Annotated in this window: 16 protein-coding genes and 1 tRNA gene; 2 read left to right on the top strand and 15 right to left on the bottom strand. The window is 51.4% G+C overall.

Translation table 11 applies throughout. From position 1 onward, the window contains the following. Window positions 1-7: 7 nt before the first annotated feature. Together WKT05_RS02890 and WKT05_RS02885 are read right to left on the bottom strand one after the other, a co-directional pair. Window positions 8-1,357, bottom strand: coding sequence for an aminopeptidase (locus WKT05_RS02890; RefSeq protein WP_340412832.1), 1,350 nt, complete (start codon window positions 1,355-1,357; stop codon window positions 8-10). Between the two features lie 15 nt (window positions 1,358-1,372). Further along, window positions 1,373-3,223, bottom strand: coding sequence for an acyltransferase family protein (locus tag WKT05_RS02885; protein ID WP_340412831.1), 1,851 nt, complete (start codon window positions 3,221-3,223; stop codon window positions 1,373-1,375). Window positions 3,224-3,376: 153 nt separating this feature from the next. Between WKT05_RS02885 and WKT05_RS02880 the strand changes: the two genes are divergently transcribed. Both WKT05_RS02880 and WKT05_RS02875 read left to right on the top strand, forming a co-directional pair. Beyond that, window positions 3,377-3,452: transfer RNA gene (locus tag WKT05_RS02880), tRNA-Lys, on the top strand. Window positions 3,453-3,639: 187 nt separating this feature from the next. After that, complete coding sequence (locus tag WKT05_RS02875; protein WP_340412830.1) at window positions 3,640-4,728, top strand: stalk domain-containing protein; 1,089 nt, start codon at window positions 3,640-3,642, stop codon at window positions 4,726-4,728. A 134-nt stretch (window positions 4,729-4,862) separates the two neighbouring features. Here WKT05_RS02875 and WKT05_RS02870 read toward each other — a convergent pair whose 3' ends face one another. The 13 genes from WKT05_RS02870 to WKT05_RS02810 all read right to left on the bottom strand — a co-directional run bounded on the left by WKT05_RS02870 (window position 4,863) and on the right by WKT05_RS02810 (window position 17,224). Next, entirely contained in the window at window positions 4,863-5,168 is a 306-nt protein-coding gene (locus tag WKT05_RS02870; RefSeq protein WP_340412829.1) for a hypothetical protein, read from the bottom strand. A gap of 79 nt (window positions 5,169-5,247) precedes the next feature. Then, the gene (locus tag WKT05_RS02865; RefSeq protein WP_340412828.1) at window positions 5,248-5,445 is read right to left on the bottom strand and encodes a hypothetical protein; all 198 of its coding nucleotides are present in this window, start codon (window positions 5,443-5,445) and stop codon (window positions 5,248-5,250) included. Window positions 5,446-5,456: 11 nt separating this feature from the next. After that, window positions 5,457-6,275: a hypothetical protein gene (locus tag WKT05_RS02860; protein ID WP_340412827.1), complete on the bottom strand. Its 819-nt coding sequence runs from the start codon at window positions 6,273-6,275 to the stop codon at window positions 5,457-5,459. Window positions 6,276-6,326: 51 nt separating this feature from the next. Beyond that, window positions 6,327-6,641 carry a hypothetical protein gene (locus WKT05_RS02855; protein WP_340412826.1) on the bottom strand — a complete coding sequence of 105 codons (315 nt, stop codon included), beginning with the start codon at window positions 6,639-6,641 and terminating at the stop codon, window positions 6,327-6,329. Window positions 6,642-7,258: 617 nt separating this feature from the next. Beyond that, the gene (locus WKT05_RS02850; protein WP_340412825.1) at window positions 7,259-7,471 is read right to left on the bottom strand and encodes a hypothetical protein; all 213 of its coding nucleotides are present in this window, start codon (window positions 7,469-7,471) and stop codon (window positions 7,259-7,261) included. A gap of 105 nt (window positions 7,472-7,576) precedes the next feature. Continuing rightward, complete coding sequence (locus tag WKT05_RS02845; protein WP_340412824.1) at window positions 7,577-8,344, bottom strand: peptidoglycan recognition protein family protein; 768 nt, start codon at window positions 8,342-8,344, stop codon at window positions 7,577-7,579. Between the two features lie 15 nt (window positions 8,345-8,359). After that, window positions 8,360-8,704: a hypothetical protein gene (locus WKT05_RS02840; protein ID WP_340412823.1), complete on the bottom strand. Its 345-nt coding sequence runs from the start codon at window positions 8,702-8,704 to the stop codon at window positions 8,360-8,362. A 13-nt stretch (window positions 8,705-8,717) separates the two neighbouring features. Beyond that, window positions 8,718-10,514 (bottom strand): leucine-rich repeat protein, encoded by a 1,797-nt coding sequence (locus WKT05_RS02835; protein WP_340412822.1) that lies wholly within the window; start codon window positions 10,512-10,514, stop codon window positions 8,718-8,720. After that, on the bottom strand, window positions 10,507-10,764 hold the full coding sequence (locus tag WKT05_RS02830; protein ID WP_340412821.1) for a hypothetical protein: 258 nt from the start codon (window positions 10,762-10,764) through the stop codon (window positions 10,507-10,509). The genes WKT05_RS02835 and WKT05_RS02830 overlap by 8 nt, the downstream gene beginning before the upstream one ends. Window positions 10,765-10,779: 15 nt before the next feature. Further along, on the bottom strand, window positions 10,780-13,257 hold the full coding sequence (locus WKT05_RS02825; RefSeq protein ID WP_340412820.1) for a phage tail spike protein: 2,478 nt from the start codon (window positions 13,255-13,257) through the stop codon (window positions 10,780-10,782). Then, window positions 13,254-14,063, bottom strand: coding sequence for a distal tail protein Dit (locus WKT05_RS02820; RefSeq protein WP_340412819.1), 810 nt, complete (start codon window positions 14,061-14,063; stop codon window positions 13,254-13,256). The genes WKT05_RS02825 and WKT05_RS02820 overlap by 4 nt, the downstream gene beginning before the upstream one ends. A gap of 13 nt (window positions 14,064-14,076) precedes the next feature. Continuing rightward, window positions 14,077-16,965, bottom strand: coding sequence for a phage tail tape measure protein (locus WKT05_RS02815; RefSeq protein WP_340412818.1), 2,889 nt, complete (start codon window positions 16,963-16,965; stop codon window positions 14,077-14,079). Further along, a complete protein-coding gene (locus WKT05_RS02810; RefSeq protein WP_340412817.1) occupies window positions 16,952-17,224 on the bottom strand; it encodes a hypothetical protein in 273 nt (90 codons plus the stop codon). The genes WKT05_RS02815 and WKT05_RS02810 overlap by 14 nt, the downstream gene beginning before the upstream one ends. Window positions 17,225-17,254 lie beyond the last annotated feature (30 nt).

Raw genomic sequence — 17,254 nt, 5'->3', positions numbered from 1 at the left:
GGGCATTTTATTTCATGGTTAAAAAGCTGCTGTAGGCTTTGTAGGTGGAGTAGATATCGGCCTTAGACGCCACTTCAAAGGGGGCGTGCATGGAGAAGAGGGCCGTTCCCAGATCCACGACTTCCGCGCCGGTTTCGGCGAGGATGTAGGCCACGGTACCGCCGCCGCCTTCGTCGACTTTGCCCATTTCGCCCGTTTGCCACAACACATTGTCTTTGGCAAATTGATCCCGAATGGCAGCGACAAATTCCACATTGGCGTCGTTGGTGGAGCTCTTGCCTCTGGAGCCGGTGTATTTCATCATGCAGACGCCTTCGCCTAAGCGGGCGGCGTTTTTCTTGTCCATGACTTCGGGGTAGTTGGGATCCAGCGCTGCCGTGACATCGGCGGAGAGGACCATGCTGTTGGCCAATGCCCGACGCACGGCGATATTGGAGTCCACGCCCAATTTGTAGAGCACTTCCGCCACGGCGTTTTCAAAGTATTTCGCACTCATGGAGGTGTTGCCTACGGAGCCGATTTCTTCTTTGTCGGCGAAGACGGCGACGCAGGTTTTCGTGCGGTTCTTGCCGTCCAGTTGGGCCCTGAGGGATGCATAGGCACAGACTTTGTCGTCTTGGCCGTAAGCCGCTACCATGCTTCGGTCCAGACCAATATCTCTGGCGTTAAAGGCAGGCACTACTTCCAATTCCGCCGTTTCGAAATCGTCGGGATCCATGCCGTATTTTTTCTTCAGTTCGTCGGCTACTGCTTCTTCCACGGAGCCGTTTAAGGGGCGATGACCGAAGAGCACGTTTAAATTTTCGCCGATGATGCCTTCGGCCAGGGTCTTTTTATTTTGATTCTTGCTCAGGTGAGGCAAGAGGTCCGTCACGGTGAAGACGGGATCGGCAGGATCGGAGCCGATGTTGACTTCGTGTTTCTTGCCGTCTTTGGTGACGACTACGCCGTGAATGGCCAAGGGGATCGCCGTCCATTGGTATTTTTTAATGCCGCCGTAGTAGTGGGTTTTTAAAAGAGCCACATTTTCTTCTTCGTAAAGGGGCGCAGGTTTAATATCCAAGCGGGGCGAATCGATGTGGCTCGCTACAATGGCCATGCCTTCTTCGAAATCTGCGGCTAAGTCGAAGAGCACCACGGATTTTCCTTTGTTTAAAAAGTAAATTTTGTCGCCGCGCTTTAAGCTATCCATGTCGTAGAAATTTTTGTAGCCCGCCGCTTCTGCCAAGCGGACGATTTCTTTTGCCGCCATGCGCTCGGTTTTCGCCCGGTCTAAAAATGCCTTGTAGTCTTCAGAAAATGCCATAATGGCATCGTGTTCTTCTTTTCTGTCCCAGTAAATGACTTTCTTTTCCATTCCATGCTCCTTTCATCAGTTGGCGTCCCTTACATCGGGGACGTCGTCGTTTTCTTTAGCCGCTAAATTTTCTTCCGTCTTGGCGTGTTTGTCTTTGTCTCCGTCGTCGGGCTTCGTCACCGCCGCAGGCATATTGTAAAGCAGGCAGTGACCCAACATATGGGACATTAAACGCTTTGCCGGATCTTTCATGTGCCCTTCGTCGTCGTAAAAGCCGCTTTGGTTCTTTCCGTCTTTGTGCCAATCGATGAGGGCCACGTTGGCGTATTTATCGGCGATGCGCTGTAGAATATCGTTGTTTTTGTCTTCGTAGGAAGGATCGACCACCACATTAATTAAAAACAGGGGCCGTCCCTCGGCGGTTTTTACAATTTCGTCCACGGCATCGAAGGTAAGGGCCGCGTCGTTTCCGATTTGAAGAATAATGGGCCCGTCGGCGGAATATTCTTTGATGCGGCTCACATACCACGATGGATTCAGATTATTGGAACCCATAACCTGTAAATCGGGCATGAGACGCAAGTAGGCTTCCCGCGCCGATTGGGCGGCGCCGTCGCCTAAAAGCAAGCCCTTTTGAGACTGGAGCTTGCCCAGATCGTCGTTGGTTAATTTGTAATAGGGCTTTTGTGCGTTCACCTGTTCGATGGCCGCCGCCAATTCGTTGGACGGCTCGAAGCGCTCCGTCAACGAAGCCTTCTTTCGTTTCGACGCCACTTCTTTCGGCTCCACTTTCTTCACCGTCGTCTTCTCCGGTGCTTGGCGCTTCATGATCTCCGGCGCCTGGGCGGTGTAGGTAATCACCATCAACCCGCCGAAAAGCGTGGCTAAGATGGCGTATACCCATTTATTGCTCAGACCTTTCACCTGAAAAATATAATAGGAACCTTGGGCGGCGATAATAAGGATGATCAGGGCCAAGGGAATCCAAAGGCCGCCCTTCAGATGGATGCGCTCAGCCAGCGCATTTGTAAAAAAGAAGACCGGCAAACTGTAGAGATAAATCGAATAGGCCCGCTCGCCGATAAAGGTGAAGAGTCGGAATTGAAACACGCTTTCAAAGGCGTTGCCGTCGCGAAACAAAAAGAGAATAAAGAGGCTCAGTAGGATGCTGACAAAAAACAGCCCACCTAAATAGGCCGGGGTGGATTCCGCCATAAATAAAAGAAAAATGACGAAGACGATCATAATCCCCAGCATGGCCATGTCCCGACTGGCTGTGCGTCTGCGCCCTTTTCCCATGAGCTCGTAGAGGACGAAGGGAAAAAGGATAAAGAAGCTGAAGAGCCGACTCTCAGGACTGTAGAAGATTCTCGCCTCGGCCAAATCCAATCCGCCGAAGATCCCCATTATGAGGGCGGAGATCAAGGTGATGGCGCCGCCGAAAAAGGCCACGGAAATAATTTTTTGCCGCGTCCGCTTCCCTGCTGACGCCAGAGCGAAAATAAGGTAGCATTGCATAAGCAAAGACACAAACCACAAATGGCCGAAGGGCGAGGGCTGCTCGATGCTTAAGGGATGACCGGCAAGGCTTTGAAAAATATTATTGGCGAATACTAAAGACCACAGGGCCTGCCCGCGCACCATGGGCAATTCGGCGTAAAAAAACAAGGCATATAACGCCGTAACCATGCTCACCATGGCGAAAAGCTCCGGCCAATACGTCCGCACTTTTTCTACCAAGAAGGGACCGGGGTATGTTTTATCGCGAATGTATCCCCTGAAGGTCTCATAGCCCATGAGGACAAAGAGCATTTGATAACCCAAATGACCGCCTAAGAAAACGCGGCTAAAGGCCATGTATAGTAAAATAAAGCATAGGGCAAATCCTTTGACGCCCTCTGCCGTCTTTCTTTCTTTAATGGACATAAACGACTCCTTTTTTTGATGGTAATATTTTACCACAAACGTGAGAATTTGACCTGTTCTTTACCCGGTGCGGATTTTTGTCGATTTCTTTTTAAAAAAAAGACTGGACAAATTTACGCCCGGGCTATATAATTGTTTCTGTTATCGACGTTTGCATCTTTAGCTCAGTTGGTAGAGCAACTGACTCTTAATCAGTGGGCCCAGGGTTCGAGTCCCTGAAGATGCACCAAATAAAGCCATTCGTGGCGGCCACTCTATGAATTGTGGTGCTACGGTGGTGCAACCAGGCGAAAGTCTTTTTTAGGCTTTCGCCTGTTTTTTATTTTTAGAATATTAAAATGCATTAAGATATTGAATATGTAACACGCGCGACGCTCTCCCTGATATACTCATGGAAAGAAAGGGGTACATGAAAAATGAAAAAAAGGTTATTATCAATTATGCTTACCGTCGCCATGCTTGCGGGCTTTGTCCCTCAACCTGCGCACGCCAGGACGCCGCGCTTGTGGGTGGAAGGCCGCTATGTCACTGGGGACGTATCGCCCGTCATACACAAAGACCGCACGCTCGTCCCGCTGCGTCAAGTCGCCGAGGCCTTGGGCCTAGATGTGGAATGGGACAATGATGCGCGCCAGGCGCTTATCAATATAAACGGGGCTACATACGCCTTTATGCCCGGGAAAGCCTTCTACGCCGCCGGGGACGTCAAGGTGCCGATGGACACGGAAACCATCATTCGCAATGATCGCACCTTCCTTCCGCTGCGGGTTATCGCCGAGGCCATGGGAAAGCCCGTATCGTGGGACGCTACCACTTATACCGCTATCGTCGGCACGGGATACACGCCTGAAAAGTCGTCTAACACCTTCCAGGCCGCGAAGGTGGCCCGCGTAGTTGACGGCGACACCATCGTCTTGGATAGTGGGCAAAAAGTCCGCCTGATCCTCGTCGATACGCCCGAAACGAAACACCCGAAGAAAGGCGTGGAATTTTACGGGCGCGAGGCTTCCGCCTTTACTAAAAACGCGCTAGAGGGTAAGACGGTGTATTTACAAAAAGACGTTTCCGAAGTGGATCGCTATGGCCGCTTGCTGCGCTATGTATGGACCGCCCGCCCGTCCAGCAATAACCCGACGAACGCCGAAGTGCGTGATAAATGCTTTAATGCTGCCTTGCTTTTAGGCGGCTACGCTAAGTTATCCACATTCCCGCCCGACGTCAAATATGTTGACCTCTTTAGGTCGCTAGAGCGGGAAGCACGCGGGAAAAATGCCGGACTATGGGCCGCGGGCGATGCACCGGCACCCACGCCAGCACCTGCGCCTGCACCTGCACCCGCTCCCAGCGGCCCTGTAGGGCAAGGGAATATTCGCGGGAATCGCAAGTCGCACATTTACCACATGCCGGGCGGCGCAAGCTACGACAAAATCGCGCCAGGGAACATTGTCTACTTTGAGACCGAGGCGCAAGCGCAAGCCGCGGGATATCGTCGCGCGAAAAGATAAAATATGATATAATCAAGTATGTAATCATAAGGGGGATTTTAAAAACTCATTTGTTTTGTAGCGGGCGCACTTGTGCACCCGTGATTTTTTTTGCATTCAAAAAGCGGGGTTCGTGCCCCGCCTTTTTTATGCTCTTAGATGTATTCTTCCTGCGCTTCGCAATTATCGATGTAAATATCTTCAACGTGTTCGCTTCCGCTTTCGATCCATCTTTCGATGGCATCGTCGGTGATGTCGTCGTATTTGTACGACGTCACTACGATTCTGCGGCCTTCTTTTTCGTCGTCATTTTCCTTAATTGCGCGGGCTTCCTTCAAGGCCTCTTCGCGGTCGTAGGTGGTTAGGCTTTCGTAAAACTCACCTTTTTCAACGTATTCGCTTTCAACGATGTATAAATTTTTCTTGTCCAGTTGTTCGCGTACTTCTTTGATTGTTTTCATTTTCATTCTCCTTTTTCTCTCGGGGTGTTTCCCCTTTCCTCATTTCTTGATCTTATTATATACCATGGTATAGTGCCTGTCAACTGTTTTTTGTAAAGTTTTCATTTTCTTTTTCGAAGATTTCCCGCAGCTCTTCCATGTCCTCTTCCGTGGCGTAGTGGCGAACAAACGTCCGCGCCGTGGATCGATACGATGCGATTCTATGCGCTTCTTTGTTATCGTCGCGCCACTTTTTGATGGCGCGGATTTGCGCATCCGATGTTTTTCTTTTTGTCATTTTGCTACCCCTTAATACAAATGTTGCTTTGTTACTTCCACATTTCCGTCCGCGTCGATGTAGCCTTCGATAACGTCGACGTCGCACTCTTCTTTCGGATCGTCGCACCATGCAAAGCGGCGGAATAACAGTTGCGGCTCTCCCGTTTCCTTCGCCTTGTTTATAAGCTCTTTTCGGCGGTTTTCTTCGCGTTCTTCCGCTTCCTTCTCCGCTGCTGCGGCGGCGTCGATGTCGGCAAAGTATTTTTCGATGATCCGCGCCACGTCGGCATCGGTGATTTCCACTTTGTTATATCCGTTTCCGACACTTTCGCCTTCCTGCATCGCCTTTCTGCGTAGCTCGTCGTCTTTTAAAAAGGCATCGTGTAGGTCGTACCAGTTAACCATGCGGTCGGTCGGGTGGGTGCTAAAGTACCTGCGCACTCTTGCATCCACTTGATGCTCGTACATATCGGCCTTAAATTCCCAGCCGTCGTAAAAAAAGTATGCGGGTTTTGCTAGTTGCTCTTTGTCTGTTTCGGTGACTACGGTTTGTTTTTCCCACTTGTAAACCTCATACATTTCGTCAAAGGTTTGTTTAAATTCTTTTGCCGCTGCGGGGTCGGCGATGATAATGTGGCCGTATTTTTTGCCCTTAATTTCGATTGGTTTCGCGGGTATCACTTTTAGGCATCCGCCGTGGTCTTTACTGACTACCACTCGGCCCCTGATTGCTTCCATCTTGCTAGACGTGACGGTAAATTCGTTGTGATTATCTGTAAATTCTGCGGTATCTAAAAAGATTTCCCCGGTTGTCCCTGTTTTGGTCTTGTAGCTAATTGTTTTTTTCATTTTCTTCATCCTTTCTCTTTGGGTTTTGTCGGGCGATTTCCGCCCGGCTTTCTAGTTTTCTTCGGCTGCTTCGAACATTGCTTCGGCGATTCTTTCTATCGTTTCGTCGTCCAGGTCGTCGGCGATTGTGTCGTTTTCCTCGTCGTATGCGCCGATTTCTTCGAGGTATTCGCGCCAGTATTCGATTTCAAGGGTAATGTGGCCTGCGATTTCATCCTCGTAGTCGCCCGTGCACCCGGCTTCGCGGGTGTCGATTTCGCCGTCGTTGTAAATGATGATTTCCATAAGCCGCCAGCCGATTTGGCTGACCATTTCTTTTTTGTTTTCTTCGGTGATTCTTTCGATTGCTGCGGTTAAGTTTTTCATGTTGTTCTCCTTTTTTCAACTCTCGGGGTGTTTCCCCTTTCCTTATCTTGTGATTACAGTATATACCATGGTATATATCCTGTCAACCCTTTTTTAAAATTATTTTGACTTTTTTCGGGATCCTGTATATACTGTAACCATAGCAACGGGGAAACTCGTTGTCAGGGTCTCGGCCCTGCGGATTGAAATACATTCCTTCAAAATTCAGGGCTTCCGCCCTGCGGATTGAAAAATATTTTTATAGAGTACGATTTCGGGGATCTTGCCCCGTGGATTGAAACATATTTGTTTATAAGTACTTTGTGCAGAAAAGGGGTCGATTTCGATCCCTTTTTTGTTGCTCTATTTTAAATCTTACACTATACTATAAACAGCGGCCATTCTCCGGCTGCACTCTCGGCGTCGGGCTTCCTTTTCCCGGCGCCTTTCCTTTTTTTCAACTGTTGCATTTTTTGCAATAGTTCATATTTCCTTATTTCTAAAAACGCCGCTTTTCGCAATTTACAAGCCGCCCACCGTGCCGTAATCTGCGAAAACGGCTGTTTTTTGATTTTACGCGCAATAAAAAAAGCCCACCGCGGGACGCTGCTGTCCGTTGGTAGGCTTTTTCTGTGCGGTTATTGCTCGTCGCTGCCGCCGCCGCTACTGTCGGCCATTCCCTCGGCTAACATATAGATACATAGGCCGCCGATGGCCGATATAAGCGCCACCACGCGCTCGGTGGTCTCGGGCGTGGCATTAAAAAAGGCGATCAAGGCGATGACCACCGCCGTGATGCACGCCCAAAATTTACGGCTGCCGATTTTACGCAACAAATCTTTTTTTGTCATTCTTTCCCCCTTTAAATGGCTATTTCTAGCCGTTTCTTCACCCGACGCTCTGAGAGGCGATTTGCGGGCTTTAAATTCGTTATAGGTGTTATCCCTTGCCTCTGTTCAGTCGTTTCCGCCCGCGCACTTGCATTTCGTGGCTCTCAAGATCATGGCGGCCACTTCTTCACGGGTTGCCACTGCCCCGGGGCGGGTTCCGTCTGTGATTCCTGCTTCCTGCGCTTCCTTCCACTCTTTTTCTGCCCACGGGCTCACCTTGTTGATGTCTCTTTCTGCCATTGCTTTTTCCCCTTTCGTTTTTTCTGCTGCTTTTCCTGCTGCTCCCGGGCCGAAGTCCGATGTCTTGGATAGGTCGATCTGCCACTCGATGGGCTTTTTGATGTCGGCTTTAAATTGCCACCACTTGGCCCACTTGTTCGCCTGCCACGTCATGGGGCAAGGCTTCCCCGACGCGTCAAAGTGTCGGACCACTCTATCGGCGGGAATGTTAAATTTCCGCATTAGATTTTTTGTTAGCTCCAGCATGTTTTTATACGCTGCAGCCCCGTTGCTGTCGCTGTTGATGCAAAGCTCGACGCTGACGGAGTTGTAATTCGTCACGTCGCTGCGGGTGCGGTGCTTGCGTGCCCACGTGTCGCCGACTGCCCATGCCACGCGGCTGTCGCCGATGGTTTGGATAATCTCTTTGTCGTCGACGTAGTAGTGCGCGGACCCGGGACGCGTTGCGCCTTGTAAATACCTGTAATGCGCCATAGCTCCCGCGCCTTTGCCCTTGTTGCCCGTATCGTGTATGACGATAAAGCGGATCTCATTGTGCCCACGTTTGCGGCCCATTTGGCGGCCGTTTGTGATTTGCTTGTATATATATTTCACGGCTTCCCCCTTTTCTTAATGCCTGATTTCTTCAAGGATTCGTTCACTTTTCGCGTCGTGCTTGTCTAGCTTTTTGTGCAGGTCTTTGCTGTAAAAGTCTAGCTTGCTGACCGTGTCCGCCACAATGCGGTTAGTTGTGGATAGCTCTTTTACGGTCTCGGTTAAACCCTGCATTAAGACTTTAAAATCGTTGTCGTTGATCTGTAACGTGGATAATTTATCCACGACGTCGTCCATTTGTTGCGTCCGCTTTTTATCACTTGCTACGACAAGGTAGGTGAAAAGGGCTAAAAAGACCACGACAATAGCCCCCGCCACCCCCACTGCAAGGTAAAGTTCCTGTATTGTTTTGTATTGCATGTGTCCCCCTTGCTTAATATCTGATGATGTTTACGCCAGGGTCAAAGGCGTTGTCTGCGACTGTACAATTTTTAGGGACTTTTACTTCGGTGAGTTGGTTTTTTGCAAAAGCGCTCATCTCGATACTTGTTACACTCGATGAGATAACGACGTTCGTGAATTGGTTGTACACAAAGGCGTGCCTTTTGATGGTTGTTACGCTCGGCGGGATAACGACGCTCGTTAATTGGTTGTTCGCAAAAGCGCGGCTCCCGATACTTGTTACACTCGGCGGGATAACGACGCTCGTTAATTGGTTGTTCGCAAAAGCATTGCTCCCGATACTTGTTACACTCGGCGGGATAACGACGCTCGTTAATTGGTTATACACAAAGGCGCCCAACCCGATACTTGTTACGCTCGGCGGGATAACGACACTCGTTAATTGGTTGTTCGCAAAAGCATTGCTCCCGATACTTGTTACACTCGGCGGGATAACGACGCTCGTTAATTGGTTGTCTGCAAAAGCATTCGCCTCGATGCTTGTCGGCTCGCCATGCACCACGGGCCACTCGCCCGCTTTTTTTGTTACAAGGCTTTCGCCCATTAAAATATCATATAAATATTGTTTATCTAATATCGCCCCTTTAGTTGCGTAGGCTTTTAGTCTTTCTTCCAGCACGGGGTCGGTGACGTATTTTCCGAGGTCGCCGCTCGCGATGATGGCGTTGACCTCGCCCTTTGTAGCGTCTAGCCTGTTCATAAGCTCGCGGATAGCGGCTTCGGTATCTTTAGCTTCCGTGTCGGCGGCTTTTAGCGTGCTTTCGCGGGTTTCTGCGGTCTTGATGGTGTTATCAAGGGCGCTTTTTTTGTCGCCCGCTGCGGCGGTGCTCTCGTCTAGTACGCTTTTGAGTGTTGCGCCCGTGCTGATTTTTCGCGATAGCTCGGCGGACAATGTCCCGCCCGCTTCGTTGGTGGCGGATAGATTCTTCCTCGTCGCTCCCGCTGCGGCGTTGGTTTCTTTTAGCGTCTTTTCCGCTGCCGTCGCTCCCTGCGTGGTGGTCTTTAAAATGGCTTCGGCGGCTCCCGCTGCGTTTGTTGCCTGCGTTAAGCCTTCCGCCGTCTTGTCGCCTGCCGTGATTTTATCGCCCAATGTGGCGATGTTATTCGTGGCGGCGCTGTTCTCGCGGGTTAAGTCCGTGCGTAGCTCTGCTGCTGTTGCGTTCGTGGCGTCCAGGGCGTCTTTTTCCCGCGTTCCCGCTGCGGTTTTGTCCTCTAGCTCACTTTTAATCTTTAGGGCCTTTTCCTTGCACGCTGCAAGGTCTGCGCGGGTGTCTACGCCTTCCTCGATTTTTACTTTGAGGGATAGGTCGACTTCCTTCGCCTCTTCCAGCGTCTTGTCGTAGTTTTTGATTAAAGTTAGCGTCTCTTCGATGGTCTCAAAGTCTACATACAGGTTTTTCCCTAGCGTCGGGCCCGCTGCAAGCTCTTTTTCCACGTAAAGGTCAAAGATTTTTGATCCGATTTTATGACCGTCGGCGCCCGTCAATACAAATTGCGCTTTTTGTTTGCCCGGGAATTTTAACTGCGAATTGTAAAGCGTGACGCTTGCCTTGCCTTTTTCCGCGTCGTCGATTGTGCCGTCGGCGTAGGTTACCTCGTCGCCAGCTGCCACATAAAGCCGCAAAGTCGCCCCCGTCAAGTTCATGGGCTTGTTGTAGTCGTCCAGGATTTCAAGGGCAAAGGTTCTTCCCGTGTCGCCCTGCGTCGCGAACAACTCGGCGTGATAGTAGCGATCAAATTTTAGGCGGGTAGGCTTTACATTATTCATTGTCTTTTACCTCCACAAAGTCGGTATTTTCCGCGGGAAAGTTGGCTTCATAAATGCGTTTATACTCATTTAATTCTGCCGTGGTGCTGTCGTATTGGCTTTTTATTTCCGCGGATTGTGCAATTAAGCTGCGCCGATGATATTCTAAGCCCTCAATTTTGCGCCTGATGTCCTCGCGCGTAGCCTCAAAGACTCGGGCTTCCTTTACGATGACGCCGTTTCCTGTCGGCGTTGCTTTAATTTCTTTCATGGTCTCCCCCTCTCTCTACATGGGCGCGTATTGTACCAGCGCCTGTATAAAGACGGTGGCGTCTACACGGCACCGCCCGTTGCTGCGGACTTGGATTTCGTTCCACCCTGTCCTAAGATAGTTTGTCATATCCATCTCGGCATTATCGCCGTAAACGTAGCCGCCGCCGCTTATAGCGCTTGTTCTGTCGCTGCCGTTGATATAGATTTCCGTGCGGACGTTGCCTACGTATTCTTGATAAATGCCATATTCGATATCGTGGGCGTGCGGGTCGATTCTTACGGTGTGATCGTGTCCCGGGATTTCAAAATCGTGGTAGTGGGCGTCGATGTTTAAGCGGTGTTCGTGGCTCTGCGTTTGCCAAAACTCAACCCACTTCGTATAATCAATCCCACTTGCACTTTGCACATAAACCTTGACTATGCTGCCAGAAACATCCGCCTCTCCGTGAGTAGTGCCATAATCACCGCCGCCAGATGATGACGTCTTACTTTTTGACGGCTCCCACGATGTCGTCGGGACCTCGCCGCCGCCGCCTTTTGTCGCTTTACTGTACGCTCTAAAGCCTTCCGTATAAATGCGCAAGGCGGCTTTATATAGGCGTTTTGTCTCTTTTGGTACGTATAGATGGAGTTTTAGCGGGTTTTGTGCGTCCACGTTGTCGCACCGCCCATCTTGCCATGATTGGAGGATCCCTTCGTCGTCTAAGACGGTGCGGGCGCCTGTCTTGTCGGTTAGCTTTAAACCGTAGCGGTCCGCCGCCCAGTTTCCCAGTTGCACGCGCTCGCGGTTGTTGTTGTCTAAGACTTGCACGCCCTTGGCCTGCGTGATTTTTACGTTGTTATATAGCGTGTCTTGGATAACTGCGCGTCCTTCAAGGTCAACGATTTTGCCGTCTACAAGCTTAAGGTCGTCGCGGATTTCCCCCGTTTCGTCTACGATTTTATCGTCTAATACTTTTAGTTTCCCGCCGATGACGCGGCCTATTGGCGTAGTTCCGAATTCGTTGTTAACCGTGATCTGATTGGCGTTGACGCTCGCAAATTCGCCCAGTCGGCCGACGATAGCCTCGGCAAGGATGCCGTCGCCCGTCCCGAATGTTTTCCAGTCCCACTTGCCGCCGCTGTCCTTGCGGTTAGCGATGGCCATGGTGCCCGCGCCCACATAAATGACCTTCGTCGGATTTTTGTCGATAGGTGCGTTAAAGCTGTAATACCCCGCGGGTAGGCCGTACTCATTGCCCGCGCGTAGCTCGTAGTTATAGCCGTCTTGATTCAAGGCGCTGTTTTTTAGGCCCTCTCTCATTTCGACAAAAACCTGATTAAATGCAAGGTTTGCGCTCTTTGCCACTTCCGTGACGCGCTCGTTTAGTGACCCGATCTGATTGACGATTTCGCGGTTTCTGTCCGCCTGCCCATAGGCAAGGTTGTCGCCTAACTCTATTTCCGTTAAGGCTGCGTTTAAAAGGTTACGCTTAATTTTAAAGACGCGGGCGGTATAAAAGATATCTAAGTCGCGGCGGATAATCTGCACGCCGTCGCCGAGGCTTACAGGGCCCGTTTGTACGACGCTCGCCGCGAACTGTACCAGTGGGCGGGATAGCCTGATTAAGTCGCTGTAACAGGCTTGTAGGAGCTCGGCGGGGTCGTCTATTTGGTCATGCACTTGGATTTTAAAGCGTGGTGTTCCGTCGCTGTAGCCGTAGCGGGCTGTGGCCTCGGGTAGCTCGATGTATTCCTGCCCTTTTGGCTTGTCTAACGGCTTGCCGTCGGCTTTCCGCCACTCTACGTCTTTAAAATTGATGCGGCGGCCAAATCCACCAGTCGCTTCTCCGTCGGCGGAAAACTTTTCTTCGCCTCGTCCTCTGCCGATGACGGCGGTAACGATCTGTTCCTGCGATTCCTCGCGGGTAACTTTCAATGCGTTTGTGCCGTAATAAAAGCGCTTGTTTGTGTCCTGCCCGAGGCGATTGTGGATTTCCACGGTGCGGCGGGTGATCTTGTTTTTCTCAATTTCTACCGCGAACTTTAATTCCACGTTGTAGGTCTCCACCAGCTTTTTCAAGGCTTCCAGGCGGGTTAGGTCATATATATAAAAAGCTCGCTGCGGTGTATCGTCTACGCTGATAACGTCCCAGCGGCTTCCGCCGAAAACAATGCTCGCGGCTTCCGCTGCCGTGGCGTTCTCGCGGCGGTACTCTCTTAAGTATCCATAAGCGGATAGCTCGTCAAATTGGGCGGCGATGGCTCTTACTGCGATTCCTGCGTCGGTATTTTCTGCGGTGATGATCTTGTAGTATCTAAATCTTTCGGGGTCGTCTACTGCCTCGTGGGCTAAAAACATTGCCCCGGATAATTTTTCTCGGGCGGCTGCTTTTATCTCGATGCTTAACTCGTCCATGGTGTTGATGCCCTCGTCCTGCGTTGCGTCTAACAACTCGGACGATGCAAGGTTCGCGATAAAGTCATCGTTTTTATCAAATACATAAATCATAGGCGCCGCTCCCTGTATCCGACCACGGCGGTTGCGTCGATGTTGGTGCTGATGATGTCGCCTGTTTCGATGGCCATGTCCTCGTAATTGCTGCGGATATCCATTGCGCCCGTAATATCGGTTAGGCCGTTATAAAGTATCTTGTACTCTTTAAAGCTGATACCGATTTTGTCGCCGGGCTTGATGGCGTGGTCGATAATGATTCTTTGGCCGTTGCTCTCATTTTTGATGATTAATTTTTCCGTGGCTGCTTCCGCCGTGATGGTCATGTCCTCGATGGCGATAGGCCATAACACGCGCTTTTTTAGCGTGCCCGATTTTTTGATGGTCAATACCTCGGGCTCGACGCTGTACTTATACGGGTCGTGTGCGACAAATTCCAATTCCCCCGTATGCTCCAGGGCTACGGGAATGTCTCCCATGCCTTGGAGCGTGGCCATGTAGTAAAACCGCGGGTCGTCGGTAAAGCGCAAGCGCACTTGCGGACGATGCAGCCGACGGTTTAAAACCTCGTAAAGCTCCGCCCGCTCGCCGTAGCGTTCTAAGCTGATTTGATAGGTCACTTTGATGGTCCGGGGCGGAATATTTCCGCCCAGCAAAATTGCGCCGTCGAATACGGGGTTGGTGATCATGCTGTAATTCTCCCGCTCGTGGGCGTTGATATTGCGCCCGATGGTCTCCCTGCCGTCTACGGCAAGGGTGCGATAGCCCCGTAGCGCCTTATCAATGTTTTCGCCGTCAATCTCCATCTGCGTGGAGCTCGTCGATGCGATTGTCGGCTCGTCTGTCCTAATAAAATCATACATAGTACCACCCCCTTTATATTCCATAGGCTTCGGCCAGCCTGATCTCACGGCCTTGTGCGTTTGTGATGTCGTCGATAAATGCCTTATAGTCGCGATTGCCTAAGCGTAAAATGACCGTTTGGCTTTGTTTCCGCTCGCCTAACTTGTCGCTTACTACATAATCGACGGCGGCGTTACCTTGCTTGTTTATGCGGTCAAGATTGCTTCCGATGTCGATCTCTTGGCCTGTAAGCGGGTCGATGACTTTTCCCATGGCCTTGGCTGCCATGTCGGCGTTGTCCTCTAAGCCGATCGCAAGGCCTTTAACTGTGTACCAGCCGATGTCCATAAAAACACGGGACGGCGAGTGGATTCTTAACGCGCCCTTCGCCGCTCTAATTGCTCCGGCAACTACACTTCGCGCGGCTGCTGCCAATCGTCCTGCGGCTGCTTTTACGCCGTTGACAAAGCCGTTTACAAGCTGACGTCCTACACCAACGGCCTGACTGCAAGCGCCTTTTGCTTGCGATATTGCACGGGTAAAGCCGTTTTTCACGGCCCCGGGGATCTCATTTACCTTGGCTTTTACAGTGCTTACGACGTTCGAAAAACCGCTCTGCACTGTTGACTTGATGTTGTCGATTGCTGATTTTACATTTTGTTTTGCATTGTTCCAGCCCGTTTGCACGGCCGTTTTAATGCCGTTCATCGCGTTTGTTACTGCATTTTTTGCGTTATCCCAGCCCGTTTTTATGGCGGTTTTTACGGCTTCCATGGCCGTGGTCACTACCTGCTTAATGTTGTTCCAGGCCGTTTGTATCGCGGTTTTTATGCCGTTCCACACGGATTGGGTCGTGTTTTTTATGCCTTCCCACGCTTGCCGCACCTTGTTTTTGATGTCGGTTGTGACCTGCGCCGCAACTTTTGCCATGGCTTTTAGCTCGTTGCTGATAATTTGTTTCATGCCGTCCCAAATTTGTTGGGTGGCCTTTTTGAGGTTGTTCCAAATTTGCCGTGCGCTGTCCGCTGCACCGCTTAAATCTCCCGTGATGGCTTGTAGGATAATAAGCGCTGATCCGATGACAATATTTTTTATAAAGTCCCAGGCGCCTTTTGTCACGGATTTTACGCCGTCCCATATACCGCCCAGCTCGGGTGCTATGTTTTGGAGCGTCGTCATGATGTATTGTTTCATCGTTCCGACGACTTCGCCGACGGCGGTGCCGATGCCTTGCCATGCGGCCACCATGCCCGCCTTGATGCCTTCCCACACTGCGGATAGCGCCTCTGTAAGGCCTGTCCACGACTCCACGATGCCCTCTTTTAGGCCCGTGAAGGCCTGCACGGCGCCCTCTTTGATACCGTCCCATAGCGTTGTAAAAAACTCACCAAATGCCGCACAGTCGGCTTTGATGCCTTCCCACGCCTCGGACGCGCTCGTCTTTACTTGCTCCCATACCGCTTTTACCTTGGGGCCGATTTTGTCCCAGTTGGCGATGATTAGCCCGACGGCCACAGCCGCCGCCACCGCGATGGCCACAAATGGGTGGGCCGCAATAAGGCCAAAGGCCGCTTTTGCAAGGCCGCCTAACTTTGTAAATGCGGCGCCTAAGCCTCCAAGGCCGCCCGCGCCCGACAATATGGTCGCTGCGTCTTTTATTGCTGTAAATGCCGCTTTTGCTTTCATAAACGTGGATATCACCTTGGAGATGATAACAAGCACGGGCCCGATGGCCGCGACTACTAGCCCGATATTTACAATCGTGTTTTGCGTTGCCGGGTCTAAGTTTGTAAATGCGCTGACCAGCTCCGTGATTTTGTCCACTGCCACGCGGATTTTAGGCGCCAATATCTCGCCGATGGCGATTCCTGCGCCTTCTAAAGCGGATTTTAGGATGGTTAGCGATCCTTTCAGGTTATCTTCCATGACGTCCGCCATTTTTTGGGCGGCGCCCGTGCTGTTGTTGATGGCGTTTTTTAGGTTGTTGTAGTCACTTTCCGACGCGTTGATGATGGCAAGCATGCCGCTCATGGCCTGCCTCCCGAAAAGCAAGCTCGCCGCTTGTACCTTTTGGGATTCGTCCAGGCCCGCGAAGGCCCCGCGAAGGGTCTGCAGCTTTTGGTCTAGCGTCATGCCTTGTAGGTCTTTGACGTTGAGACCCAGCATTTTCATCCCTTTTTGGACGTCCTTTGTGGGCGCCTCTAAGCGTGTTAAGGCGCCTCGAAGGGCGGTACCCGCCTGCGACCCCTTGATGCCCGCGTTGGCCATTAAGCCGACGGCAAGGGCCGTGTCCTCGACGCTATAACCTAACGCCCCGGCGATCGGTGCGGCGTATTTAAAGGTCTCGCCCATTAAACTGACGTTTGTGTTGGAGTTGGTAGCCGCTGCGGCTAAAACGTCGACGAAGCGGCCTGTGTCGTTGGCCGTCATGCCGAAGGCCGTTAATGAATCCGTGACGATGTCCGAAACCATGCCCAGGTTCTCGCCACTCGCTGCGGCAAGGTTCATAACCCCGGGAAGGCCCGCGATCATTTGATCCGTTTTCCACCCCGCCATGCCCATGTAGGATAGGGCCTCGGCGGATTCCGATGCCGAAAACTTGGTCGTCGCGCCCATATGCTTGGCCATGTCGCTTAGCCGCTGCATATCCGCGGCCGATGCCCCGGAAATTGCTTGCACCTTGCTCATGCCCGCCTCAAAGTTTGCGGCCGTCTTTACCGATGCCCCGCCGATTGCTGCAAGCGGCAAGGTCACGCCTTTGGTAAGGGCTTTACCTACGCCGCCAATCATGGCCGGGACGTCGCCTTTAATGTGCGTTGTGGCTTGTCCGAATTGCTCGACGCTCGCCTTGGCTTCCCTCATGCCCGCGATAAGCTGCGTTGCGTTGGCTGTGAGTATCGCTTTTACGTTATATTCCGCCATTCTCTCCCCCCTTTCCGTTGATTTCTGCCAATTTCTCCAGCACGCCTGCGTCGCGTGCTTTTTGCTTTATCGGTTTTTCTTCCCTGGTCATTGCGCGCCGCTCTTTGTCGTAGTCGTAAAGCTGTGAAAACCGCTTGATGACACGCTTTCCGCGTTTGTCTGTGGCTTCCATCTGCGCCGACTGCCATGCGGTGTATGATGCAATAAATTTGGCGTCCAGCTGCCTGTCTTGCTCGCGCTCGACGTAGGCTTGCGTCATAACCTCATAATCTCTAATCGACGTGTTGGA

It is taken from the genome of Peptoniphilus sp. HCN-40583, from assembly GCF_037892835.1.
Lineage (GTDB): Bacteria > Bacillota > Clostridia > Tissierellales > Peptoniphilaceae > Aedoeadaptatus > Aedoeadaptatus rachelemmaiella.
The sequence above is the reverse complement of the archived record's forward strand: the minus strand, read 5'-3'. Positions and strand labels throughout refer to the sequence as shown.

Excerpts from the sequence above, each read along its gene's own strand:
- WKT05_RS02890 (WP_340412832.1), bottom strand. The coding sequence starts at position 1,357 with ATGGAAAAGAAAGTCATTTACTGGGACAGAAAAGAAGAACACGATGCC.
- WKT05_RS02885 (WP_340412831.1), bottom strand. The coding sequence starts at position 3,223 with ATGTCCATTAAAGAAAGAAAGACGGCAGAGGGCGTCAAAGGATTTGCC.
- WKT05_RS02875 (WP_340412830.1), top strand. The coding sequence starts at position 3,640 with ATGAAAAAAAGGTTATTATCAATTATGCTTACCGTCGCCATGCTTGCG.
- WKT05_RS02870 (WP_340412829.1), bottom strand. The coding sequence starts at position 5,168 with ATGAAAACAATCAAAGAAGTACGCGAACAACTGGACAAGAAAAATTTA.
- WKT05_RS02865 (WP_340412828.1), bottom strand. The coding sequence starts at position 5,445 with ATGACAAAAAGAAAAACATCGGATGCGCAAATCCGCGCCATCAAAAAG.
- WKT05_RS02860 (WP_340412827.1), bottom strand. The coding sequence starts at position 6,275 with ATGAAAAAAACAATTAGCTACAAGACCAAAACAGGGACAACCGGGGAA.
- WKT05_RS02855 (WP_340412826.1), bottom strand. The coding sequence starts at position 6,641 with ATGAAAAACTTAACCGCAGCAATCGAAAGAATCACCGAAGAAAACAAA.
- WKT05_RS02850 (WP_340412825.1), bottom strand. The coding sequence starts at position 7,471 with ATGACAAAAAAAGATTTGTTGCGTAAAATCGGCAGCCGTAAATTTTGG.
- WKT05_RS02840 (WP_340412823.1), bottom strand. The coding sequence starts at position 8,704 with ATGCAATACAAAACAATACAGGAACTTTACCTTGCAGTGGGGGTGGCG.
- WKT05_RS02835 (WP_340412822.1), bottom strand. The coding sequence starts at position 10,514 with ATGAATAATGTAAAGCCTACCCGCCTAAAATTTGATCGCTACTATCAC.
- WKT05_RS02830 (WP_340412821.1), bottom strand. The coding sequence starts at position 10,764 with ATGAAAGAAATTAAAGCAACGCCGACAGGAAACGGCGTCATCGTAAAG.
- WKT05_RS02825 (WP_340412820.1), bottom strand. The coding sequence starts at position 13,257 with ATGATTTATGTATTTGATAAAAACGATGACTTTATCGCGAACCTTGCA.
- WKT05_RS02820 (WP_340412819.1), bottom strand. The coding sequence starts at position 14,063 with ATGTATGATTTTATTAGGACAGACGAGCCGACAATCGCATCGACGAGC.
- WKT05_RS02815 (WP_340412818.1), bottom strand. The coding sequence starts at position 16,965 with ATGGCGGAATATAACGTAAAAGCGATACTCACAGCCAACGCAACGCAG.
- WKT05_RS02810 (WP_340412817.1), bottom strand. The coding sequence starts at position 17,224 with ATGACGCAAGCCTACGTCGAGCGCGAGCAAGACAGGCAGCTGGACGCC.